This is a genomic window from Ruminococcus sp. AM42-11, assembly GCF_003480145.1.
In the GTDB taxonomy this organism is placed as follows: domain Bacteria; phylum Bacillota; class Clostridia; order Lachnospirales; family Lachnospiraceae; genus Blautia_A; species Blautia_A faecis.
Genome location: NZ_QUIO01000016.1, coordinates 74,566 through 99,311 on the forward strand (window position 1 = coordinate 74,566; position 24,746 = coordinate 99,311).

Annotated in this window: 24 protein-coding genes and 2 pseudogenes; 24 read left to right on the plus strand and 2 right to left on the minus strand. The window is 42.4% G+C overall.

All coding sequences use genetic code 11. From position 1 onward, the window contains the following. Positions 1-240 precede the first annotated feature (240 nt). From DW904_RS25525 to DW904_RS11135, 19 genes and pseudogenes are all read left to right on the plus strand, one after another. Positions 241-882, plus strand: a complete 642-nt coding sequence (locus DW904_RS25525) for a hypothetical protein (protein ID WP_347562123.1) — start codon at positions 241-243, stop codon at positions 880-882. Continuing rightward, on the plus strand, positions 765-1,514 hold the full coding sequence (locus DW904_RS25530; RefSeq protein ID WP_347562124.1) for a hypothetical protein: 750 nt from the start codon (positions 765-767) through the stop codon (positions 1,512-1,514). Before DW904_RS25525 ends, DW904_RS25530 begins: the two co-directional genes overlap by 118 nt. A gap of 7 nt (positions 1,515-1,521) precedes the next feature. After that, positions 1,522-1,857 carry a hypothetical protein gene (locus tag DW904_RS25535; RefSeq protein ID WP_347562125.1) on the plus strand — a complete coding sequence of 112 codons (336 nt, stop codon included), beginning with the start codon at positions 1,522-1,524 and terminating at the stop codon, positions 1,855-1,857. A 119-nt stretch (positions 1,858-1,976) separates the two neighbouring features. Next, complete coding sequence (locus DW904_RS11065; protein WP_118580454.1) at positions 1,977-3,335, plus strand: gluconate:H+ symporter; 1,359 nt, start codon at positions 1,977-1,979, stop codon at positions 3,333-3,335. A 13-nt stretch (positions 3,336-3,348) separates the two neighbouring features. Next, positions 3,349-3,609, plus strand: a complete 261-nt coding sequence (locus DW904_RS11070; protein ID WP_118580457.1) for an HPr family phosphocarrier protein — start codon at positions 3,349-3,351, stop codon at positions 3,607-3,609. Then, positions 3,609-3,998: a VOC family protein gene (locus DW904_RS11075; RefSeq protein ID WP_118580460.1), complete on the plus strand. Its 390-nt coding sequence runs from the start codon at positions 3,609-3,611 to the stop codon at positions 3,996-3,998. Before DW904_RS11070 ends, DW904_RS11075 begins: the two co-directional genes overlap by 1 nt. A gap of 266 nt (positions 3,999-4,264) precedes the next feature. Next, positions 4,265-4,663, plus strand: a pseudogene (locus tag DW904_RS25540) (IS5 family transposase). Beyond that, a complete protein-coding gene (locus tag DW904_RS23940; RefSeq protein WP_243110396.1) occupies positions 4,648-5,028 on the plus strand; it encodes an IS5 family transposase in 381 nt (126 codons plus the stop codon). Before DW904_RS25540 ends, DW904_RS23940 begins: the two are co-directional and overlap by 16 nt. A 142-nt stretch (positions 5,029-5,170) precedes the next feature. Continuing rightward, positions 5,171-5,476, plus strand: a complete 306-nt coding sequence (locus tag DW904_RS11085) for an MGMT family protein (protein ID WP_118580512.1) — start codon at positions 5,171-5,173, stop codon at positions 5,474-5,476. 234 nt (positions 5,477-5,710) lie between these two features. Beyond that, a complete protein-coding gene (locus DW904_RS23945) occupies positions 5,711-7,036 on the plus strand; it encodes a phospholipase D family protein (protein WP_243110395.1) in 1,326 nt (441 codons plus the stop codon). 456 nt (positions 7,037-7,492) lie between these two features. Then, complete coding sequence (locus tag DW904_RS25545; RefSeq protein ID WP_334285712.1) at positions 7,493-7,639, plus strand: DUF6783 domain-containing protein; 147 nt, start codon at positions 7,493-7,495, stop codon at positions 7,637-7,639. Positions 7,640-7,750: 111 nt separating this feature from the next. Beyond that, positions 7,751-9,145 (plus strand): magnesium transporter, encoded by a 1,395-nt coding sequence (gene mgtE, locus DW904_RS11100; RefSeq protein ID WP_118580463.1) that lies wholly within the window; start codon positions 7,751-7,753, stop codon positions 9,143-9,145. Between the two features lie 968 nt (positions 9,146-10,113). Beyond that, entirely contained in the window at positions 10,114-11,241 is a 1,128-nt protein-coding gene (locus tag DW904_RS11105) for a sugar-binding protein (RefSeq protein ID WP_118580466.1), read from the plus strand. A gap of 98 nt (positions 11,242-11,339) precedes the next feature. Next, a complete protein-coding gene (locus tag DW904_RS11110) occupies positions 11,340-12,878 on the plus strand; it encodes a sugar ABC transporter ATP-binding protein (RefSeq protein ID WP_118580468.1) in 1,539 nt (512 codons plus the stop codon). A 17-nt stretch (positions 12,879-12,895) separates the two neighbouring features. Beyond that, positions 12,896-14,053 carry a sugar ABC transporter permease gene (locus tag DW904_RS11115; RefSeq protein ID WP_118580516.1) on the plus strand — a complete coding sequence of 386 codons (1,158 nt, stop codon included), beginning with the start codon at positions 12,896-12,898 and terminating at the stop codon, positions 14,051-14,053. Positions 14,054-14,246: 193 nt separating this feature from the next. After that, a complete protein-coding gene (locus tag DW904_RS11120) occupies positions 14,247-15,257 on the plus strand; it encodes a substrate-binding domain-containing protein (RefSeq protein WP_118580471.1) in 1,011 nt (336 codons plus the stop codon). Next, the gene (locus DW904_RS11125; protein WP_118580474.1) at positions 15,258-16,760 is read left to right on the plus strand and encodes a histidine kinase; all 1,503 of its coding nucleotides are present in this window, start codon (positions 15,258-15,260) and stop codon (positions 16,758-16,760) included. Positions 16,761-16,829: 69 nt separating this feature from the next. Then, positions 16,830-18,425, plus strand: coding sequence for a response regulator (locus tag DW904_RS11130; RefSeq protein ID WP_118580477.1), 1,596 nt, complete (start codon positions 16,830-16,832; stop codon positions 18,423-18,425). Beyond that, a complete protein-coding gene (locus DW904_RS11135) occupies positions 18,422-19,483 on the plus strand; it encodes a substrate-binding domain-containing protein (protein ID WP_118580480.1) in 1,062 nt (353 codons plus the stop codon). The genes DW904_RS11130 and DW904_RS11135 overlap by 4 nt, the downstream gene beginning before the upstream one ends. 132 nt (positions 19,484-19,615) lie before the next feature. Here the strand turns inward: DW904_RS11135 and DW904_RS11140 are convergent, their stop codons facing one another. Next, the gene (locus DW904_RS11140; RefSeq protein ID WP_118580483.1) at positions 19,616-20,758 is read right to left on the minus strand and encodes a cation diffusion facilitator family transporter; all 1,143 of its coding nucleotides are present in this window, start codon (positions 20,756-20,758) and stop codon (positions 19,616-19,618) included. A 644-nt stretch (positions 20,759-21,402) separates the two neighbouring features. Here DW904_RS11140 and rplM point away from each other — a divergent pair. Together rplM and rpsI are read left to right on the plus strand one after the other, a co-directional pair. Next, positions 21,403-21,831 carry a 50S ribosomal protein L13 gene (gene rplM, locus DW904_RS11145; protein ID WP_117853326.1) on the plus strand — a complete coding sequence of 143 codons (429 nt, stop codon included), beginning with the start codon at positions 21,403-21,405 and terminating at the stop codon, positions 21,829-21,831. A 17-nt stretch (positions 21,832-21,848) separates the two neighbouring features. Beyond that, positions 21,849-22,241, plus strand: a complete 393-nt coding sequence (gene rpsI, locus DW904_RS11150; RefSeq protein ID WP_118580486.1) for a 30S ribosomal protein S9 — start codon at positions 21,849-21,851, stop codon at positions 22,239-22,241. Positions 22,242-22,373: 132 nt separating this feature from the next. Here rpsI and DW904_RS11155 read toward each other — a convergent pair. Beyond that, positions 22,374-23,347, minus strand: a pseudogene (locus tag DW904_RS11155) (ATP-binding protein); the annotation flags it as partial. Positions 23,348-23,359: 12 nt separating this feature from the next. On the opposite strand from DW904_RS11155, the gene DW904_RS11160 reads away from it, so the two are divergent. The 3 genes from DW904_RS11160 (at position 23,360) to DW904_RS11170 (ending at position 24,555) form a co-directional block, all read left to right on the plus strand. Continuing rightward, positions 23,360-23,728, plus strand: a complete 369-nt coding sequence (locus DW904_RS11160; RefSeq protein ID WP_226815322.1) for a hypothetical protein — start codon at positions 23,360-23,362, stop codon at positions 23,726-23,728. Positions 23,729-24,072: 344 nt separating this feature from the next. Then, positions 24,073-24,231 (plus strand): transposon-encoded TnpW family protein, encoded by a 159-nt coding sequence (locus DW904_RS11165; RefSeq protein ID WP_334291744.1) that lies wholly within the window; start codon positions 24,073-24,075, stop codon positions 24,229-24,231. 39 nt (positions 24,232-24,270) lie between these two features. Continuing rightward, entirely contained in the window at positions 24,271-24,555 is a 285-nt protein-coding gene (locus tag DW904_RS11170; protein ID WP_118580492.1) for a YgiT-type zinc finger protein, read from the plus strand. Positions 24,556-24,746 lie beyond the last annotated feature (191 nt).

Consider the following 24,746-nt stretch of genomic DNA (forward strand, 5'->3'; position numbering starts at 1 on the left):
GCATTTTAGTATAGAACAGTTAAAAAAGCAATAAGCAGAAAATTACTGGTAAAACCATACAAAAATTAGAAACAAAAATTAGAATTTCTGTCAATGGATTTTTGAAAAGAAAAGATATATACTCGACTTACAATTAAGACATACACATAAGTTAAAACAAAAAGAAACATAAAGAACAACAAAACAGATTGGGATTGAGAATCAGATCTGTACAATAAGAAAATTAGGGAGGAACAGAACATGAAATTAACATTAAACGGAATCAAAGAGCATGAAGCATGGGAAAATGCAGGAATTCAGCTTCCAGGTTATGATGTGGAGAAAATATCTGCCAAAGCGAAAGAAGCTCCAGTATGGGTACATTTTGGAATCGGCAATATTTTCCGTGTATTTATCGGTGGTATTGCAGACGGACTTCTGGAAGACGAAATTCTGGACAGAGGAATTACCTGTGTGGAGACCTTTGACTATGATGTAGTGGATAAGATTTATGAACCATATGACAATCTTGGATTAAATGTAATCCTTCATGGAGACGGAACCCGTGAATATAAGGTTTTGGGCGCTCTGGCAGAAGCTGTAAAGGCTCAGTCTTCAGAACTGGCTCAGTGGAACCGTCTGAAAGAAATTTTTACCAGTAAATCCCTTCAGATGGTATCCTTTACCATCACGGAAAAAGGATATGCATTACATAAAGCTGACGGAACCTGGTTCCCATTTGTACAGGCTGATATCCAGAATGGTCCGGATAAGGCCACAGGTGCATGGCAGTTCTGGTGGCAATGCTCTACGAGAGATATAAAGCAGGCGAATATCCGATCGCTCTTGTATCCATGGACAATTGCTCCCAGAATGGTGCGAAGCTTCGTGAGTCTGTGCTGACTATGACAGAAGAATGGAAGAAAGCCGGATTTGTAGATGATGGATTTATAAGCTATGTAAGTGATGAGAAAGTGGTTGCTTTCCCATGGACCATGATCGATAAGATCACACCTCGTCCCAGTGAGCAGATTGCAGCTGACCTTGAGAAGCTTGGCGTAGAAAGCATGCAGCCTGTTATCACAAGCAAGAAAACATATATTGCACCATTTGTAAATGCTGAGAAACCACAGTATCTTGTAATCGAGGACAGCTTCCCCAATGGACGTCCTGCTCTGGAAAAAGGCTTCGGCGTATACATGGCAGACAGAAATACAGTAAATCTTTCTGAGAGAATGAAAGTAACGGTATGTCTGAATCCGGTTCATTCTGCAACTGGTCCTCTTGGCGTGGTTCTTGGATATGACCTTTTTGCCCATATGCTGAATACAAATGAAGACATGATGAAAATGGCACGTATGGTAGCCTATAGTGAGGGACTTCCGGTAGCTGCTGATCCTGGAATCCTTTCCCCACAGGCATTTGTGGATGAGCTTTTTAACGATCGTTCCCAAATGAATACCTTGGCGATACCAACCTTCGTCTTGCTGTGGATGTATCCCAGATGGTTGGAATCCGTTTTGGAGAGACTGTAAAGCATATGTGAAGAGATTCGGGAATGCATCTAAGCTCACAGCAATTCCTCTTGGAATCGCTGGCTGGTTAAGATATATGCTGGCAGTGGATGATGCAGGGAATAAATATGAACTGGCACCAGATCCGATGAATGAGGAACTCCAGGAACAGTTAAAGGATATTGTTATTGGAAAGCCTGAGACTTTTAAGAATCAGCTGAAACCGATCCTTTCTAACGAGCGCCTGTTTTTCATAGATCTTTACAAAGCTGGTGTGGGAGAGAAGATTGAGAACATGTTCAGGGAAATGATCGCAGGGCCGGGAGCTGTGAGAGCTACAATTCATAAATATGTTACAGCGTAATAAATTTATCTGGGATGCACTATGCTGATAAGTCCCGAATATAGGATAGCAAAAATGCGGGTGTTGTTATCTGTTTAATTGTAGACTATTGAATGAGAAATTTGGGGAGGAAATACAAAATGACAGAACCGGTATTTGTGGCAGAGTCAGCCAGACTGCTGATCGCGGCAGGGACAGGAATTATATTGCTTCTGCTTCTTATCATTAAATTTAAGATTCATCCGATTTTATCACTGCTGATTTCAGCATTGGTTATTGGGCTTGGAGCCGGAATGCCGGTTCCAACCCTGGTAAGTACAGTGGAAAAAGGTGCGGGGGATACCTTGCAGGGAATTATCCTATTAATTGGACTTGGCTCTTTGTTTGGAGGAATCCTGGAAGTATCAGGAGGTGCACAATGTGTTGCCCAGACTTTGATCAATAAATTCGGTGAGAAAAAATCTGGAATTGCATTGGGAATCACAGGGCTGGTAGTTGGTACAACCGTATTCTTTGAGGCTGGCGTGGTGATTCTCATTCCACTGGCATTCGGACTTGCAAAAAAGACAAAGAAATCTACTTTATATTATGTGATCCCTCTTCTGGCTGGACTTGCCACAGGCTTTGCATTTATTCCGCCATCAGCAGGCTCTGTCCTGGTGGCAAATATGCTGAACGTGGATCTTGGCATTATGATCGCAGTAGGTGTGCCTGTTGGAATTTTGTCACTGATTTTTGCAGGTATTTTATGGTCAAAATTTATCGGAAGTAAAATTGATGCAGGACTTCCTTCAAATATTCAGGAAGTTTGGGAAGCCGAAGAAGGAAATCTTCCGAAGTTTTCTACAGTGTTATGTATTATCCTTGTACCATTGGTACTGATTTTGTGTAACACACTTTCAACTTATATTCCTGGTATTGCTCCGGCGAGACCAGTGCTGGAATTTCTGGGAACTCCATTTGTAGCGCTGATCATTGCTGTGTTGTGTGCCATGTACTTCCTTGGAAAAAAACAGGGATATGATGGAGAGCAGTTAAAGAAAATTCTGGACCGTTCCCTGCGCCCTACAGGACAAATCCTACTGGTAATTACTGGCGGCGGAATTGTCCGCTGGGTGCTTCAGGACTGCGGAATGGGAAATATTATTGGACCAGCCCTTGGAAAAAGCGGACTTCCGTTAGTATTGATTGCTTTTCTCATTGCAGCACTGATCCGCTCGTCTGTTGGAGCTGCTGTGGTAGCCATGACAATGGCAGCTGGAATCATGGCCGCTATGCCTGGAGTAGCAGGACTGTCACCACTTTATCTGGCTGCCATGGTCTGTGCCATCAACGGAGGAGCAACTGCTTTCAGTCATGTAAATGATTCAGGCTTCTGGCTGGTCAGTTCCCTTCTTGAGATTGATGAGAAAACGACTTTGAAATCCTGGACCATGATGGAAACCATTATTGGAATTACAGGTCTGGTCTGTGCTATTGTGATTAGTCTGTTTGCGTAGGAGCGTGAAAGCGATGAAAATAAAAGTAACATTGGGAACTATGCAGAATGCAAGTAAATTGGTCAGTATTGCAGAATCAATTTCCTGCGATGTGGATCTTTGTTATGGACGCTATATTGTGGACGCGAAATCCATGCTTGGAGTCTTAAGCCTGCCGGATTTTGCATATGGAGAATTGCAGATTCCAGTTGAGACGGAAGAGGAAAAGAGGTGGATTTTAGAAAAACTGGCTGAAGCCGGGCTGTTATATGAGAAAAAAAAAGAGGAGAAATAATGTTAAGGAAGCAGTTAAATGGAATTCAGCATGTGGGAATTCCTACAAATGATATAGAAACAACCGTTGAATTTTATAGAAGGCTTGGATTTGAGGTCGCTTTGCAAACTGTCAACGAGGAAGCAAATGAGAAAGTTGCATTCCTCAAGCTGAATAATCTGGTAATTGAGACATATGAGAATAAAGCTGCTAAAATGGAATCAGGCGCTATAGATCACGTTGCAATTGATGTAAAAGACATCGAAAAAGTATATGAACTGATCAACCATGCTGGTTTAAATACCACCAGGGATACGATCCATTTTTTACCATTCTGGGAAAACGGAGTCAGATTTTTCACAATTAAGGGACCGAATAAGGAAAAGATAAAGTTTAGCCAGTATCTGTGATACCCCGGCGGGAACATTCAATTACCCATCCGTAAATCAAGTAGGAAAATACAGAAAGAAGGCATATGCATCACACTTGGAGTAGTCGGTGTGATGGCATTTTGATTTACGAGGGAGTCTTATATTCAAATTGTCCAAATGTGTACAACATAATTTTCCCTGTCGATTACGCCTACGCTAGAGCCTGTTTGAAAAATAAAAGTTGCACAAAACATATATTCTAATACCCATTTTCATGTTAGAATAAAGAAAAAGGGGTGTTAATTATGTTGAGACGATACGAATTAACTGATGAAGAATGGAACTGTATAGCTCCATTACTGCCGCCTGAAAATTCCGGAAAACAGGGACGCCCCCAAAAGTGCAGCCGGACAATTCTGAAAGGAATTGTTTGGATTGCTCGTAGCGGAGCTCCATGGTGAGACCTTCCAGAACGTTATGGTTCCTGGCAAACTGTTTATTCCCATTTCCGTAAATGGATTGAAGACGGCACCCTTGATAATATTTTTCGTGTTTTAAGCTTAGAAGCCGAATTAACAGAACTGTCAATTGACGCTTCTATTGTCAAAGCTCATCAGCATAGTGCTGGAGCAAAAAAAGGGGGCCACCAAACGAAATCGGACACAGCCGTGGTGGAGCCAGCACAAAAATCCATGCAGTTGTAGATGCATACGGTTATCCGGTTTATTTTATGATCAGTGAAGGGCAGCGTAACGATATCAATTACGCAATCCCTTTGCTGGATCATGTCAATCCCAATGGAAGTAATGTATTGGCAGATCGTGGATACGACTGTAACAATCTAATTGATTATATCTATGCCCATGGAGGAGAACCAACGATTCCTTCTAGAAAAGGTGCTAAATTTGAACGCCATTGCGATTGGTGGCTTTACAAAGAGAGACATTTGGTAGAAAATTATTTTCTCAAATTGAAAGCATATCGTCGAATTGCCACCCGCTATGATAAGCTGGCTTCAACTTTCTTGGGATTTATATGTATCGCTTCAATATTAATTTGGTTAAAATGAACAACTTACAATGTTTTTTCAAACAGGCTCTAGCAGTTGTAATACTACATGGCAAAATAGAAATGAATAAAAGTAGGTGACAAAAGTTATGATTGACGATCCCTTTTCAGATTTACTGAAAACAAACAAACGCAAAGAAAATATCTCCAAATTAAACGATGATCTTGCCTATGAGATTCTTTCCGTGGTGGAGGAAATTCCGGCGGGGAGAGTGGCAACCTATGGACAGATCGCGAAGCTGATCGGGCGGGAGAAGAATTCCAGATTGGTGGCGGGAGTGTTGTCACATGCAGAGAACTATGGGAAGTTTCCCTGCCATCGGGTGGTGAACCATATGGGGAGGCTGGCACCGGGGTGGACAGAGCAGGAGTGGCTGCTGAAAGGGGAAGGAGTTACTCTGAAAGAAAATGGTTGTGTAGATTTGAAGAAATATTTGTGGGAATGTTGATTTTAGAAAGGGTGTATAACGATAAAGAAAAATCTAAAACGAATACGGAATATATTTTTATGGTTTTTACTTATTGTAGTACTGGTAAATGTTTTTGCGCCGCTGTATTGCAGGAAGCCAGATGAAAAATTTGCGGAAACGCTGAAACAGACAGAATTTACTTCCGATACGCCAGGGGGCGAACGGATCCGCTGTATTGATGACAATGAAGAGGCACTTTTGTGGAGACTGCGGATGATTGGAGCAGCGAAGAAGAGTATTGTTCTGGCAACCTTTGATCTGCGGGCAGATGAAAGCGGAACAGATCTTCTTGCAGCATTGGATCACGCTGCTGAAAAAGGTGTGGAAATCAAGCTCTTAATTGACGGAATTTACCAGCAGTTGTTCTTGAATGGAAGCAAGGAATTTCAGGCACTTGCGTCGCGGGAAAATGTGGAGGTAGGTGTTTACAACCCGGTGAGCCCGGTTGGCTTATTTAAGCTCAATTACCGTATGCATGATAAATATGTGATTGTGGATGACAAAATGTATCTGCTTGGTGGCCGCAACAGCAATGATATTTTCCTTGGAGATTATACCACAGATATCAATGTGGATCGGGATATTCTGGTATGCGGTACAACAAACGGCAAGGGTGAATCCTTGCAGGACCTGGAAGCATATTTTCAGCAGATTTGGAATGAAGGTTGCGTAAAAATAAAGGGGGGAAGAAAAAAGAATAGTTCGGAAATTTCTGTGTTAGAAGAAGCAGCAGACGACAGTGAGGGTTCAGAAAGTAATTTGAAAAACTCTGATATTGTGAATGGAAAATCGAATGCTGAAAATGAGATAACAGACGAGACAGAGGAAAAGCTTTCAAAGTACGAAAAACAGTACCAGTCTTTAGAAATGCGTTACGCTTCCCTAAAAGAAAAATATACCGATATTGAAGATTACAGCTCCTGGCAGGAGGATACCATTCCGGCGAATAAAATTACGCTTGTCAACAACGGAACCCATGCAGGTCCCAAGACGCCCCTGGTACTTCAGACAATCCGCTATCTGGCGCAGAACGCAGAAAATGTAACGATCCAGACCCCATATGTGATCTGCAACGGATACATGTACGACACTTTAAATGAGATCGCGTCCCATGCCCAGTTAAAGATCATTCTTAACGCAGTAGAAAAAGGCTCCAACCCCTGGGGATGCACCGACTACCTGAATCAGAAAAAGAAAATTCTGAATACCGGTGCCGATGTCTATGAGCTGATGAACGAGGTTCCAGTTCACACAAAAGCTGTTCTGCTTGATGACCGACTTTCTGTCGTCGGATCCCATAACTTGGACATGAGAAGTGCTTATCTGGATACGGAATTAATGCTTGTTATCGACAGCAAAGAACTGAATCAGCAGATTCAGTCCACGGAAGGTACTTACATAGAAAAAAGTAAAGAAGTTCTGTCAAACGGACAGGAGACCGAAGGAGCACAGTACGAAACGAAAGTGCTGAACTGGCAGAAAAAGCTGTTCTATGGAGTATTAAGAATTATAATAAGACCATTGCGCCAGTTGCTGTAATTGATATCGTGTTGATTCTTTTGAGACGGCTTTTGCCGTCTCTCTTTTTCTATTTGCCCACAGAAAAATGACAGCTATGTAAAGAAATGGAAAGAAACTTGAAAAAATCAGGTGAAAAATCAGGTAAATAGCAAAATAGGAATTGATTTTTTGTATAAAAGCAGTTAGAATGACCTGTGGGAATAAAATATATTCCCACAAAATCTAAGAACAAAGGCAGGTGAACAGAATGGATAGTTGCGATTCTCATGGGCGAAGTAGTTGCATAGGATGGAAAAACGAAATGACAGATGAGCATCGCACACATTCTGTTCTTCTTTTCATGTAAAAGGCGCATTGCGCTTAAGAACACTGTTTCATTTCTTTTTTCTATCCTATGAGTTCTTCAGAAGAATCCAATATTCCCTAGAACCTGTTTGAAAAAGCATTTCCGCAATCTGCGCTCCATTTTGCAGTATATTTTACCCGAATTCGGTTGCCGTAGCCCACTATGGTGCCCTCATTCTGGTAAAATCTCCCACAAATTGTGACGTACATCTTGCAGAAAACCTTTTTCAAACACGCTCAAAGAACAGAAAAGCTATACGCTTATATTCTGTTTAAATACGGATTTTACTGTCCGTAAAAATGGACTTTGTATAAGTCTGTCAAAAATACATAAGATAAACACCTGGAAATGGTGAACTGTCTTATTGTCAGATTGGAGAAAGTAGGATGGAGAAAAGAGTGCAGGACTACACCCAGGATATTCTGGCTGTAGTAAGAAGTAATACCTCTCCGGCAGCTATGAGCGATAAGCTGGGAGATTTTCATGCCAATGACATTGCAGATGCAATGCCGAGGCTGACTGTTCAGGAACGCTGCAAACTGTACCGTATTCTGGACCTGAATATGCTGTCCGATGTTTTTGAGTATACGGACTCAGATAATGCAGCAGAATATGTGAAAGAGATGGATGTGAAAAAAGGTGCAGCCATTCTTTCACGTATGGAGACCGATGCCCTTGTAGAGGTTCTTCATAAGATTGATAAAGCCAAAAAGAAATTGCTGTTCGAATTAATGGACGATGATGTCCGCCACGATATTGAGATGATTGCTTCCTTTGATGAGGATGAAATCGGCAGCCGCATGACGACCAATTGCATTATCATTCGTGAGAACCTGACTGTGAAGCAGGCTATGAACAGCCTTGTAGAACAGGCTGCTAAGAACGATAATATTTCCACAATCTTTGTGGTAACCGAGTCACAGAAATTTTACGGAGCCATTGATCTGAAAGACCTGATCATTGCAAGACAGGATAAATCCCTGGAAGATCTGGTGGCAACCTCTTACCCATATGTATATGCCGAAGAGGATATTGACGACTGTATCGAAGAACTGAAAGCGTATTCCGAGGATTCCATCCCCGTGCTGGATAATGACAACCGCCTTTTAGGTGTTATCACATCTTCCAATATCATCGACCTGGTTGATGATGAAATGGGAGAGGATTACGCCATGCTGGCAGGTCTTACCGCAGAGGAAGATCTGAAGGAGCCGCTGAAAGAGAGTATGAAGAAACGTATGCCATGGCTGATCGTTCTTCTTGGTCTTGGAATGGTTGTATCCTCTGTAGTTGGTGTCTTTGAGAACGTAGTTACCCAGCTTCCCATCATCATGGCCTTCCAGTCCCTTATATTGGATATGGCCGGAAACGTCGGTACGCAGTCCCTGGCTGTTACCATCCGTGTCCTGATGGATGAGTCCCTCACCGGCAAGCAGAAGCTGGAACTTGTATTTAAAGAAATGCGGATTGGTCTTTGCAATGGTGCGTTGCTTGGTATATTGTCCTTTGTACTCATTGGACTTTACATTTACTTATTTAAAGGAAAGACTTTGGTATTTGCATACGCCGTATCCGGCTGCATCGGAGTTGCCCTGCTCCTTGCAATGCTGATCTCCAGTGCCGTAGGTACCTGTATCCCTCTGTTTTTCAAAAAAGTAGGCGTAGACCCAGCCGTAGCCTCTGGTCCATTGATCACCACCGTCAACGACCTTGTTGCTGTTGTGACATATTATGGACTTGGCTGGGTATTCCTCATTGGAATCCTTCACCTGGCAGGTTAATAAGATTGTATATTGAAAGCTCTTTAGGAAGTCAATAAAAATCCCTAAGGGGCTTTTTTATGGTTAAAAAGTTCTTCAGGAGGGACGCATTTGGACAATGTGTATTACTCACTCGCCGGCGCAACGCTCCAGCAAACTAAGCGCTAACTGCGACTAATGCGTTCGGGAGAGCCCTCACGCATAAGTCTACGTAAGCGCTGGATTTCGCTTACGCTAAGAACGCGCCTGAAATGGCTCGCTGGAGTAATACACATTGCCCAAATGCTGTGTGTTGGCTGAAACTGATGCTGTTTAGGAACTTTTAACAAGGAGGTGGTGGGAGTGATTGTTTCTCGATACTTTCTTGGCAATGATAGATTAGGTAAAACTAATAAAGCAGCGAAGTATCAACCATCTAAATGGGATATCGAAGGCGCATAAAATAATATGTCAAGTTTTTTGCTTGCAAAACAGCCCTTAAAATGTGCAAATACTTCATTGAAATTGTAAAAGTCGCTAATTTCGGGCAAAATCTCTATAAACTTTCGTTTGCGATACAGTATAGGGAAACCAGTCACTCTCCCTCCCCCCCCTGTTGAAAGTTCCTATGTATAAATAAGTCCCAGCCAGTACACAGCATTTGGGCAATGGTTATTGCTCCAGCGAGTGAGCAATAACCATTGTCCGAATGCGTCCGCCTTGAACAACTTTCAACATATTAAATAGCAAATTTTCGAGATGCACCTTTCCAATACTTCTTTTTGGCATATCACTTCACACATTAAAAATGTCAATAGCACATAATTACAATCTAGCATAATTTCACAACAAAAATGTCCACCCCAGCACAATTTTGTGCATATCATAACACAAAAAATGAAAGAGCAATCCAAAATTAGTCCATTTTACACAGAGTACCGATATGATATTATAATCCCATCAAAAAGCTATAGAACATAGCAAATAAAAATGATACGGGAGGTTTTTTCATGAAGAGAAAAGTAGCAATGGCAATGGTAGCAGCAATGGCAGTTGGTTCACTTGCAGTTCCAGTAATGGCAGAAGACGGAGCAGCTGGCGGAAAAATCGGTATTTCAATGCCTACACAGTCTCTGGAGCGTTGGAATCGTGATGGTTCCTATCTGCAGAAACAGTTCGAAGATGCTGGATACGAAGTAGAGCTTACATACTCTGACAACGAGACAGACCGTCAGGTAAACGATATTCAGAACCTGATTTCCGACGGAGTTAACCTGTTAGTTGTAGCAGCTATCGATGGCGAGGCTCTTAATACAGTTATGGATGAAGCAGCAGATGCAGGAATCCCAGTTATTTCCTATGACCGTCTGATCAAGTCCGACGCTGTTTCCTATTATATTTCTTTTGATAACTACACAGTAGGTACTCTTCAGGGACAGTACGTAGTAGATACTCTGGATCTGGACAATGCTGGAGACAAGACATACAATATCGAGTTTACAGCTGGTGATCCTGCTGATAACAATGCCGGATACTTCTTCAATGGTGCATTTGATGTATTAAAACCATACATTGATGCAGGAACCTTAAATGTAGTTTCCGGACAGACTGATTTTGATTCTGTTGCAACACCTGCATGGGATACCCAGACAGCACTTGAAAGAATGCAGAATATTCTGGCATCCTACTATGCAGACGGAACACAGCTTGACGTAGCTCTTTGCTCCAACGACTCCACAGCACTTGGTGTAACACAGGCAATCGAGTCTGACTATGCTGGTGATAACACAGTTCTGATCACAGGACAGGATGGTGACGAAGCAAACCTTGCAAACATCGTTGATGGAAAACAGTCCATGACCGTTTACAAAGCAGTTGCTAATGAAGCAGTCGTAACACTTGATCTTGCAAAAGCAATGCTGGCTGGTGATACAGTTGATGAGTCCCTGATTGAAAAATCTGGTTGGGATTTCGAGTGTGCATATGATACAGAGTCCTATGAGACATCTGAAGGCAACAAATGCCCATCCTTCCTTCTGGTTCCTACAGTTGTAACAAAAGACAACCTTCAGGAAGCACTGGTTGACCCAGGATACTACACAATGGACGATGACGGATATCTTCATCCGGCAAACTAATAAAGGCTGAACGAAAACGTCATACAAATCAAAAATAAAGTTTTAAATGTGGGCGGGGTGAAAAGCCCCGCCTGTTTTATGGGAAAGGGGGCGCCATTTTGGCTGACAATATTTTAGTAATGGAACACATTACGAAGGAATTCCCCGGTGTCAAAGCTTTGGATAACGTTAACCTTGAAGTTCAGCGTGGCGAGATTCATGCGCTGATCGGTGAGAACGGTGCGGGAAAGTCCACATTGATGAACGTATTAAGTGGTCAGTATCCATACGGCAGCTATACTGGAACGGTTACCTACGAGGGTGAAGAGTGTAAGTTTAAAAAGCTTAATGACAGCGAGGCAAAAGGTATCGTTATTATTCACCAGGAGCTTGCATTGATCCCACTGCTTTCCATCGGTGAAAACATGTTTCTCGGAAACGAGATCAAAAATAAAAGAGGAGCCATCGACTGGGATAAAACATACAGCGAGGCTGAGAAACATATGGCTCAGGTAGGTCTTCATGAATCTGCCCAGACCCTGATCAAAGATATCGGAACCGGCAAACAGCAGCTGGTAGAAATTGCGAAAGCTTTTTCAAAAGATGTTAAACTGCTCATCCTGGATGAGCCGACTTCATCCCTGAATGATGAAGATGCAAAGATGCTTCTGGACCTGCTTATGGAATTTAAGAAACAGGGACTGACATCTATTATTATCACACACAAACTGAATGAGATCATTTACTGTGCAGACCGTTGTACCATTCTTCGAGACGGAAGCACAATCGAGACACTTACAAAAGGCGTGGATGACTTAAGCGAGGACAGGATCATCAAAGGAATGGTTGGACGTCCTATGGAAGATCGTTATCCGAAACGTGAGCATAATGTAAGTAAAGAAGTGATGCTGGAGGTAAAGAACTGGACGGTTCATCATCCTCTGTATCCGGAAAAAATAGTAGACGACAATATTTCCTTTAAAGTACATAAAGGTGAGGTTGTTGGTTTCTCAGGACTGCAGGGTGCAGGCCGTACAGAGCTGGCAATGTCCATCTTCGGTAAGAGCTATGGAAGTGCAATTTCCGGAGAATTGTACATAAAGGGTGAAAAAGTAGATTTGAAAGATCCTCGTGCAGCCATCCAGCATGGTCTTGCATATGTAACTGAGGACCGTAAGACAAACGGACTGATCCTTGATGAGTCCATTCGTTTCAATACAACTCTTGCCCGTCTGAACAAAGTCTGTGATAATGGAATTATCAACACGGACCTTGAGGTACAGCTGGCGGAGCAGATGACAAAAGAAATGGGAACGAAAACACCTTCCAATGAACAGCGTATTGGTAACCTGTCTGGTGGTAACCAGCAGAAAGCCCTTCTTGGAAAGTGGATGTTTACAGAACCGGATATTTTGATTCTGGACGAACCTACCCGTGGTATCGACGTAGGTGCAAAATATGATATTTACTGTCTGATCAATCAGATGGTGGAACAGGGAAAATCTGTAATCATGATTTCCTCTGAAATGCCTGAAATCCTTGGTATGTGCGACCGGGTTTACATTATGAATGAAGGCAAGATGGCCGGTGAGCTGGATGCGAAAGAAGCAACTCAGGAAGGCATCATGGCACATATCATGCAGAATCAGAAGAAATAATGAAAGGGGAAAACACTATGAATTCCAAAATCAAGGATTTTTTAAGAAAATATACGATGGTTATTGCACTTGTAATCGTATTTATCCTGTTCTGTGCTCTGACTGATGGACGACTTCTTTTCGCACAGAACATGTCAAACCTTATGCTCCAGAACGGATACGTACTGGTTCTTGCATGTGGTATGTTACTCTGTATCTTAACTGGTGGTAACATCGATCTTTCTGTTGGATCTGTTATCTGCTTCGTTGGTGGTGTTGCAGCTGTTCTGATCGGCAGCAAGGGCTTCAATCCATTTATCACCATTCTCCTTTGCCTGGTAATCGGCCTTCTGGTTGGTGTATGGCAGGGCTACTGGATTGGTTATAAGAGAATTCCTCCATTTATCACAACACTTGCCGGCATGTTCATTTTCCGTGGATTTGGACGTCTGGTACTGGATAATAAGACAGTATCTATCCAGAACAAATCTTTCCTGAATGTATTTACATCCTACATTAACATTCCGGGACTTGATGATGGAAAGAAATATTCTGCACTGATCGTTGGTGTTCTGATCGCATGCTACATTATTTTCTCCACTATGCGTTCCAGAGCAAACAAAGCGAAAAAAGGTTATCGTCAGAATACCGCAGCTTCTGATTACAGCAGAGCAGCCGTGATTGCAGTTGTTATTCTGTGGTATTGCTACAAATTGTATCAGTACAAAGGTATCTCCGTAATGCTTGTATGGGTAGTTGCAATCTGCATGATCTACAACTTCATCACATCCAAGACAGCGTTTGGACGTTACTTCTACGCAATCGGCGGTAACGAGAAAGCAACACAGCTTTCCGGTATCGATACAAATAAGGTTTATTTCATTGCATATACAAACATGGGCTTACTTGCTGGCCTTGCAGGTCTTCTCTGCGCAGCACGTGTAGGTTCTGTAAATGGTAGTACAGGTACATCCTTCGAGATGGATGCAATCGGTTCCTGTTTCATCGGTGGTGCTTCTGCATACGGTGGAAGTGGTACTGTAGGTGGTGTTGTAATCGGTGCTCTTCTCCTTGGTGTTATCAACATGGGTATGTCAATCATGGGTATCGGTGATTCCTGGCAGTATGTTGTAAAAGGTGCTGTACTTCTGATCGCAGTTGTATTTGATGTTATCTCTAACAGAAAATCCAACTAAATAATTGCAAAAAAACTGCTGAGAGTGCAGTAAAAAGTAATTAGAAAGGAGCTGTTGCAGAAATGCAATGGCTTCTTTTGCATATAGCATGCAAATATGGTAAACTGTAGATATTTGAAAGCATATTTATTTTATAATAAAATGGCGGTTTGCCTACAGGCAAAAGCGCGGGCAATAAAGGAACTTATTAATTATGAAAAAATCCACATTGACTGTTTTTTTTATTATAGTAGGCTGTATGTTATTTCTCTCTGGAATCTGGATTTATTTCCAGAAAAAACTGGATCAGGTGGATCTTGGTGAAGGCGAGGGTGCATCCAGCTACGCAAAACATTATCTGATGATAGCAGGAGCGGAAAATACCCTGATGTGGGATTCTATCTATGAAAGCGCCAGCCAGGCGGCAAAGGATGCAGATGCTTATCTGGAATTGATCGAGCCCGGGCACGATTCCAATTATAGTCAGGCGGATTATCTGCGTATTGGAATTGCCTCCCAGGTGGACGGGATCATTCTGGAAGCTGATGGAAGCGATGAAGAGCAGGAACTGATCCAGGAGGCCTCAGATGCGGATATTCCGGTAGTTACGGTGCTGACAGATGATTCCTCCAGTGCCAGAATCAGCTTTGTTGGACTGAATAGTTATCAGCTGGGAAATGCTTACACGGAACAGATCCTTGGACTTTTAAAGGAGCATGAGAATACGCAGGTCCTTCTTTTGTCAAATTCCCAGTCCAAGACACAGGAGACCAATCTGATCTATTACCAGATTAAAAAAGAACTGGAGGAAAAAAAGAAGGATTATCAGACCGTAACGATTTCAGAATACAACATTGACAGCAGCTCTGGCTTTGATACAGAGGAATTTGTCCGGGATATTTTTGTAAGCGAGGAGAACCTGCCAGATGTGCTGGTGTGCATGGACGAGGTTGTGACAGAGTGCGTTTACCAGGCTCTGGTTGACTATAACCAGGTTGGAAATGTGGATGTAGTTGGTTTTTATTATTCCGATGTAATTCTGGATGGTATCAGAAAAGGGATTATTTCTTCAGCTATCGCTCTGGATATGGATGAAATCGGAAGATACAGCGTGAATGCCCTGGAAGAGTTTTCCTCCCTGGGACATACCAGCAATTATTACAGTGTGGGACAGCATGTGATCACCAGAAGCAATGTTGGGACTTACAGAACGGAGGGGGATTAAGTGAGAGAGAGAAAAGGAAGCCTTTCCGTCCAGAATTCCATACAGACAAGATTAAGCTTTGTTATGGCCCTTGTCATGGTGTTTGTAGTATGCATCAATTTTTTTATCTTTGAACAGATCCATACCGGTGTAGACCGGATTGATGCTGTTTTTTCCAGCAATGCAGCGATTAATGATCTCTCGGATACCTTAAACAAGCTGGAAGGAACGGTTTACGAATATCTGAATATAAAGGGAACCAAGGCTCTGGAAAATTACTATCGCTATGAGCAGGATTACCGGGAGCTTCTGGATAAGCTGAATGACCGGAATGTGGACAATGAAGTAAAAATGCTGGAAAAAAATATACGCAGAATGTCAGAAAGCTATCTGAATCAGACCAGCGAGACTGTTCAAGCCAAGCGAGGCAGAAATATTGAGAAGTACAAGGCTTCTTATGAAAAAGAACTGCAGCTTTATGAATATATCAATTCTTATATTTACAAGCTGAATAATCTGCGTTTCCGGATGAATTCCTCCAATTACCAGCTCCTGCTTTCTTCTATGGATGTACTGTATCGGCTGGCGTTGGTGGTTATTTTCATTGTGGCGGCAGTAGGTGTGGCCATTATCATTCTGTTTGTGCAATCCATGATCCGGCCGCTGACCCAGCTTTCCAGTACTGCGCATGAGGTTGCCATGGGAAATCTGAATGTGCCAATTCTGCCTGTTGTCTGCGAGGATGAGGTTGGCGTGGTAACCCGGAGCTTTAATCAGATGCTGGACAGCATACGCATTCATATTAAACAACAGCGTGAAAGTATAGAAAAGCAGGCGCAGATGAAGGAGAGGGAGCTTCTTATGGAGACTCATCTGAAAGAAGCACAGCTGAAATATCTTCAGGCTCAGATCAATCCTCATTTCCTGTTTAACTGTCTGAATGCCGGGGCCCAGCTTGCCATGCTGGAGGATGCAGAGCGTACTGGCGTTTTTCTGGAAAAGATGGCAGACTTTTTCCGATATAATGTGCGGAAAATGGAGGATGATGCTCTTCTCTGGGAAGAGGTGGATGCAGTTGACAATTATATTTATATTTTAAATGTCCGATTTGCCGGAGATATCAATTATGAAAAAGATGTGGATGAGGGAATCGGGAATTTCAGGATTCCAAGCATGATTTTGCAGCCTCTGGTGGAAAATGCCGTGCAGCATGGAATTCACGACTGTATGGAAACTGGGAAAATCAGAATGTCCATTCACAAGGATGGGGATGACCTGGAAATCACAGTCAGTGATAATGGCGCCGGAATGACACAGGAGATGATTCAATCCGTTATGGCAGGGAAAGCACGAAATAATGGAGAGGATCGTTATTCTACAGGCATAGCAGTAGGAAATGTAATTGACAGATTGGAACTGTATTATAAACAAAAAGATCTTCTTACCATAGAAAGTGAGGGTCTTGGACTTGGAACCAGTGTGCATATCACCTTACCTGTGGAGGTTGAAGGGACCAGTGAATGAGTAAAAAGTGATAGCATGGAGTATGCTGCAATGAGCAGTGACAGAGGCTGAATAAAGGGGAGCAAAAAAATGTACCGTATTCTGATAGCAGATGATGAAGGACTTATGCTGGAGGCTTTTAAAGGAGTGATTCTGGCTGAATTCGGAGATAAATGCAGTGTGGAAACTGCGAAAACAGGAAGGGCGGTAATCGAGAAGGCGGAGACCTTTCACCCGGATATTGTGTTTATGGATATTCACATGCCTGGAATTAACGGAATCCAGGCTATGCGGGAAATCCGGAAGTTCAACAATTCCGCCTTGTTTTATGTAGTTTCTGCATATGACAAATTTGATTACGCCAAAGAAGCCATCAATCTTGGTGTGGAACAGTATCTTACGAAACCGATTTCGAAAAGTAAGATTATTTCTGTGGTGGAAGAAGCGACAGCAAAGGTGGATAAGGTTCGTGATCAGAGAAGTAATCTGTTGAAAATCCAGGAAAAGCTGGAGACAGTTATCCCGGTTGTAGAATCTGGTTATGTGAATTCTCTTCTTTTCCAGAAGGAGATGGCAGCAGCAGGTTATTACCAGCAGCTTCTGGATATTGAATATGGCCAGGGCTATGTTATGGTGGTGCAGTTTGGACAAAGCTATGAAAATGGAAGACTGGTAAGCCCGGTTGGAATGAATGTGAAGGCGCAGAGCTTTTATCCGGAATTCCGGGATGTGGTGAAGTCTGCTTTTCCCTGTGTGGTTGGAAATATTATGTCCAACCGTATTCCTGTGGTAGTGCCTTGTGAAATTTTCCAGAATCCTTACGAAGACCGTATCGATCTGGTGGAAAAGGCAAGAGAACTGGTGACAAGGCTTGAGGGCAGACTGGATGCAAAATTCCGTGTGGGAATTGGAAGAGTATGGGAAATGGAAGAGCTGGAGAGATCTTACCGCGAAGCACTCCGGGCATTAAACGGAAGCCTGAGCAGGGTAATACATATAGAGGATCTTTCCCAGAATGGCGTCTATGACGAGGCTTTTCCAGGCAATGATGAGAAGCGAATGTTCCGCTGCCTTGAGGAGGGAAATGAGGAGGGGATGCTCCAGGAGGTGAACTTTTTCTGTGACTGGATGGTAGAGCATTATTCACAGGATATGAATAATATCCGCCTGAAAATACTGGAGTTTATTATCTGGGGTGAGAAGATTGCTTTTGAAAGCGGCGCGATCAATTATGGATTTAGTTACCGCAGGGACTATTTGGATACTGCCATGTCGCTTTCAACCTATGAGGATCTTCGTAAATGGTTCCAGGAAAAGATGGTAAATGTATGCCGGGCAATCCGGGATCAGAAGGAAGATCAGTCTAATTCCGCGGTAAAGAAGGCCATGCTTTATATTCAGGAAAATTACAGCAGGGATATTTCTCTGGATGATGTGTCCAGTCAGGTGAATATCAGTCCTTATTATTTCAGCAAGATTTTTAAGGAGGAGACTGGAGAGAATTTTATTGAGTATCTGACCAGAGTCCGGATCGATAAAGCCAAAGAGCTTTTGGTAGATGCAAATGTGAGCGTAAAGGAAGCGGGAATCCAGAGCGGCTATTCGGATCCCAATTATTTCAGCAGGATTTTTAAGAAGCAGATGGATATGACTCCAAGTGAGTATAAAGCGAGGTATGGAAAATGAGAAAGTGTCGTTGGCTGCTCTTGTCGTTGGCTTTGCTCCTGGCAGCTGCATTGGCAGCAGGTTGCGGAGGTAAGCCTCAGGAGTCGCAGAAGGAAGAAGCAAAAGAGGAAGATAAGCTGCAGATCGGGCTTAGCTTTGACTCTTTTGTAATTGAGAGATGGCTGCGGGACCGGGATATGTTTGTTTCTACTGCCCAGAGCCTTGGGGCAGAAGTGAATGTGCAGGTAGCCGGAGGTGTTGTGGAAGAGCAGATTTCCCAGATAGAGTATTTCATTAAGAAAAAGATGAATGTGATCGTGGTGATCCCTATTGATGGAAATGCTCTGTATGATGTGCTGAAGGAAGCACGGGAAATGGGAATTTATATAATCTGCTATGACCGCATTGTGGAAAATGTTAATGCAGATCTGTATATTACCATTGATAATGAAAAGGTTGGAACCCTTATGGGCGAGGCTCTGGTCAAGGCTTGCCCGGAGGGAGGAAATATTTTTGCCATCAATGGATCTCCTACAGACAGAAATGTGGATGAAGTTGTGCGTGGCTTCAATAAGGTTATTGAGGACAGTAATCTGAATGTGGTTTATACGGGATATTGCGATAACTGGATGGCAGAGCTGGCCGGAAACTATGTGACTCAGGGGTTGGAAGTTACAAAAGATATTGTAGGGGTGATGTGCGGAAATGATGATCTGGCAAGTCAGGCAGTGAAGGTATTGTCGGAGAATCGGCTGGCAGGGAAGGTTGCTGTGGTGGCCCAGGATGCGGATCTGGCAGCTTGTCAGAGGATTGTGGAAGGTACACAGGAAATGACCGTCTATAAGCCTATTGAACAGGAAGCGAATACGGCGGCTGAGTTCGCAGTGGCGCTTGGCAAAGGAGAGGATATTACTTCCGGAGAAGGGGAATACAAGGCAGTAGAAACCTTCAATGACGGGACATATGACATTCCTTATTATAAAATCGATCCAATAGCGGTGACGGCGGAAAATATGGATAAGGTGATCATTGACGGGGGATTTCATACGAGAGAGGATGTCTATTTGAATATTCGATAAGGAAAGGTGCTTCAAAGCGGACGCAGTGCGGACGAAATAACAAAAAGACTGATTTTTCATGCAGCTGCATGAAGAACCAGTCTTTTTGTATGGGGAAAAGAATTTTTTATGAATATACTCTGTCGATTTGAATCACGCACAATAGTTGCCATCATCCATATTGCGGATGCGTTCTTTGAGGAGATTTGTGATCTCCACGTTGGTGAGTTTGCATTCGAAAGGAACCGCTATGTCGAAGATCAGGTTTGTGTGGGTAGGACCTTCTACTATGCGAAAATCGTGAATGGAAAGACGACGGTCCAGATTGCGGGTGATTTCTTCAATCTGGCTGCGTATTTCATTGACCTCCTTGTTGTCTGTGACAATGGGATCAATGTGGATGGTGGCAGAACAATTCAGTTTGTCCTGAAGCTCATGCTCAATGTTGTCAATCTCATCGTGGATAATCAGCAGATCTCCGTGGGCGGGAACCTCAGCGTGGAGGGAAAGAATTAGTCTGCCTGGACCGTAGTCATGGACAATCAGGTCATGCATGCCGTGGACAAGGGGATGGGCAAGAACGATCTCTTCGATTTCCTCTACTAAATTTTTCTCCGGGGCTTGTCCGAGAAGGGGATCAATGGTATCCTTCATTGTAGTGGTTCCGGTATAGAAGATAAAAATGCCCACCAGGACACCGAACCATCCGTCCAGCACCAGTCCGGTAAGCTGACTGATGATGGTTGCCAGAAGAACCAGGCTGGTGGAAACTGTGTCACTTAAACTGTCTCCGGCTGTAGCCTGCATGGCAGTACTGTCGATTTTGTGACCGATAGTGCGGTTATAGTAGTACATATATATTTTTACCAGAATAGATGCAATAAGGACAGCAATAATAACCGGGCTGCATTCAATGGGCTCCGGGGTGCGGATCTTGTCAATGGAGGAGCGGATCAGCTCGAAGCCCATGATCAGAATCGCAACTGAGACAAGAAGTCCGGAGATATATTCCATGCGTCCATGTCCAAAGGGATGCTCTGTATCCGGTTTTTGTCCGGAGAGCTTGAAGCCCACCAGAGTGATCACAGAGGAGCCTGCATCCGATAAGTTGTTGAAGGCATCCGCCGTGATGGCAATAGAGCCGCTTAGGATTCCGGCAAGCCATTTTCCTATAAAAAGAAAAATGTTCAAGGCAATTCCAACAGCTCCGCAGAGCATGCCATAAGACTGGCGAACCTGGGGGGAATTGTAGTCTTTGTAATCTTTGATGAAAAAACGGGATAAAAATGTTATCATGAAAACTTCACCTCAAATAAAAGTAACTGTTCAGTTCTCTTACAGTTACGCGCTTTGTGATGCACAGAAAGGCGAACCCTCCTGCGGCACTTCCACAGCTGTCTCCTGGGGCTTTCATAGTGAAAATGCCTCGCGGAATAGTATTTGCTGAATAGTTATCTGAAAAAATAAAATAGTTACTGTGTATCCTGTGAATACATTCTTTTTAATGTAGCACATTGCGGAGAAAAATACCAGAGAAAATTTATAAAAAATGCTTGACAGAGAAAATTTATAAAATGCCTGATTAAAGTGTGTATAAATTGTTGTTCCAAAAGACACCTGTTGTGGATGGGCGTGTATAAGGTGGAGACAGCAAGCAGGCTTTGTGGAAAAGCTGATCAGCAATCCAGGAAGAATGTGGAAAACTTTTTGAAAAAAAGATGGAAATATGGGGAAAAAGTGGTTGACAGAAACGGAGGCTTATAATATAATAACTCAATGTGACGTAGTGCGAGATACTTTAGCCAATAGCCCCGGCGACGGTATTTATCAGCGGTTTCGGACATTTCCGCAGTAATTGCACCATCGTTTCCATATTACTAACATATGCGAGAATTCGCATTTATACAAACAATCGTTGATAAATAACAGGAGGTAAAACCATGCAGACTTATATGGCTAATCCAGATAAAATCGAGAGAAAATGGTATGTAGTTGACGCTGAAGGCTGCACCCTTGGCCGTCTGGCTTCTGGCGTAGCAAGCGTTTTAAGAGGAAAGAACAAACCTCAGTTTACACCACACGTTGACACAGGTGATTATGTAATCGTTGTTAACGCTGACAAGATCAAAGTTACAGGAAAGAAAATGGATCAGAAGATCTACTACAATCACTCTGATTATGTAGGTGGAATGAAAGAGACTACATTAAAAGAGATGATGGCTAAGAAACCTGAGAAAGTTGTTGAGCTGGCAGTTAAAGGTATGCTTCCAAAAGGACCATTAGGAAGAGAAATGTACACAAAACTTTTCGTTTATGCCGGACCTGAACACAAACATGCGGCTCAGAAACCGGAAGTTTTAACATTTTAATTAGGAGGTAGAAAACATTGGCTAGCGCAAAATTCTACGGAACAGGAAGAAGAAAAAAATCAGTAGCAAGAGTTTACCTTACCCCAGGTACTGGTAAAATCACTATCAATAAAAGAGACATTGATGAGTATTTTGGATTAGACACACTTAAAGTTATCGTTCGTCAGCCACTGGCTGCTACCGAAACAGAAGGAAAATTTGACGTACTTGTAAACGTACATGGTGGCGGATACACAGGACAGGCTGGTGCTATCAGACATGGTATCTCCAGAGCACTCCTTGAGGCAGACAAAGAGTACAGACCAGTTCTTAAAGCAGCTGGATTCCTTACTCGTGATCCTCGTATGAAAGAGCGTAAGAAATACGGTCTCAAAGCAGCTCGTCGCGCTCCACAGTTCAGCAAGCGATAATCGACTGCTCAGACTATATCAAAATGGTTCAAAAACCCCGGAAAATCAAGGCTTTCCGGGGTTTTCTTACTTGTATGGCAATAAAAAGAAGCAGGACAATGGGAGATGAGACCCAATGTCCTGCTTCTCTGTTTATTCGGAACGAACTGTAATATATTTTTGATTGCGACTTTTAGGTTTATCGGGAATAGTCATTTCTAATTGCCCGGATTCTAAAAGCGGATTGATATGCTTCAAAGTGAAGTTTCTTAAATCTTTGAATCTGCAAAATATTGCAAGCTCTTTCTTGAATTTTGGTGTTGTGCAAAAAGCCAAAATCTGTTTGGACACCGTTGATAGTTCAATATCTTGGTGGGTAACTTGGTGGGCGCCACCCTCTAAGTTGTAGTTTACATTTTTCAAGATGACTTTGAAATCTGTCGCTGTTGAGGAAAATTCGGGCTTATATGCCTCTTTGTATCCGGGCAGCTGTTCAGTTTCACTGACGATTTTGCGCAGACCACTTCCACGGCGTTCCATGTACTTCATGCGGTGGAACAGGTCAGCAATCACAGGGTTTCGTCGCATCGAACGAATACTGTAAATATCGTATTCCTGAATTGAGCCGCCGCCAAACATACCGCCCGGAGATGTGATTTCCACCCGATCATCAAACATATCAATATGGATTTCGCTGCCAAGCACAATATAATCACGATGGATAAGCGCATTGACAAGAGCCTCTGTCACAGCTCGTTCAGCATAATCCGGCTTGTCTACACGATACTGTGCCTTTTTGACAAAACGGACTTTGGAATTATTGCGAATAAATTCACTGCCGCTGTTCAGTAAATAAATCAAATTTCCCTCGTATTCTTTATCGTCCAGCGCATCATCAAAGATAGAGCCTTTTTCCAAGCCATTCCACCGGGTACAGAACATACGGGAGTTATAAAACGTGTGCTGATCGGTCATGAGTTTCCGGCATTGGTCAGGAGTCCATTTTTATCAGTCAAACCAAAGGAAACATAATCGGATGGCTCAAAGCGGAGACCGGTCCGTTCCAGATAGGTTGCTTCCAGAAGTGTAAAGCTGTAATCCTTTTTTACCGCGTCTGTTGTTAGGGTAGAACTGTTGTTTTGGTTAAATCAAAAGATTATAAAGACTATCTTGTTTTCGAATTTGATACAATTCGATATGATCCTGAGTTATATGAGTTTAAGTGGAATAAACGTGGAAATTTAGAAGGATATGAGAAAGAATCTGGATTGCATAAATTCACGTGGCAACCAGGAGGAAGCCAGTTTACAATTATAGAGAAAATACCTCAAGATCGCTTACACATTTCTATAAAACAACCAGATCAGATGGATAAATCAACAATTCTTAAAGCAGTTGGTTTTGATAAATCATGGTATAAAATTGTTTCTGAAAAACTGCCAGAAAAAGGTCAAAAAGTTCGGCAGGCAGAAAGAATAGAAATCTATAAAGAAAAACTTAATAACTAAGCAAAGGGCATTAACCGTAAAAAAGTTAGTGCCTTTTGTTTTGCTCATTATTAAGAATTAACCAGAGCGATATCAGCAGAGAAAACAGAAGTGATAGACAATGACATTTGTTAGGTATGCTTCTTGTCGCTGGCTGCATCATATTAAAACGCTTTTTACGTTAAAAAAGTGCTGTGATCACAAGGCTTTTTGCAAGCAAAAATGAAAAGGCTATATATAGGTAGCCTGCGAAACTGGAAGTGCCCATTTTGGGCCTGATTTAAAGAATAGTGTCCTGACAGAGACAAATGGAATGACTTTCTACCGGGGATCCAAAAGGAAAGGAAAAAATGATTATGGAAAAAATGATGAATACAAAAACAGAGGGGAACACATTTACAAAGAAAATCGGGCAGACAGTCTATGTTGTTCGTTATCATTTCAATGAAGATGCAAAGGAAACAATGCAGGAGAAAATTAACCGGATGCTGGTTACAGAAGCAAGCCGACAGGCAGTGTATTAAAATTAGGTGGATGTAATTGAAGGAAAAATATGATATCATGTGAGTAACAAATCGGGAGTTAAAGGAGAGAGCGATTATGTTAGATGTCAAAAATGTAAAAAATGGTTAAAAAATATTACAACAGAAACTGATGTAGTTTATGATGGCACAATATATCATGCCACAAATGTACCAGCAAAAATATGTCCTGAATGTGGGAAAATAACTATATATGAAATAATTCAAGAACGAATTGTTCAATATGCCACTCAAAGAAATGTAAAAAATATTGATTATGCAGAATGTGAAAATGAAGAAGCTTCTGCCTCTCAATTAATATTGTGAATTTCAATTTTGACAATTTCATATCCATACACACAAAGCAGTTAGTCTTAGGATTGACTGCTTTTTTTCTTATCAAAATTCCAGTTGAACAAAATCGCTGCGCGATGGCCTGCCAAGGCTATGGCGCAGTTTTTCTTTACACTTTAATAAAAAGCAGTGGAAACCAAGTCCTACAAGTAGTATTGTTAAGT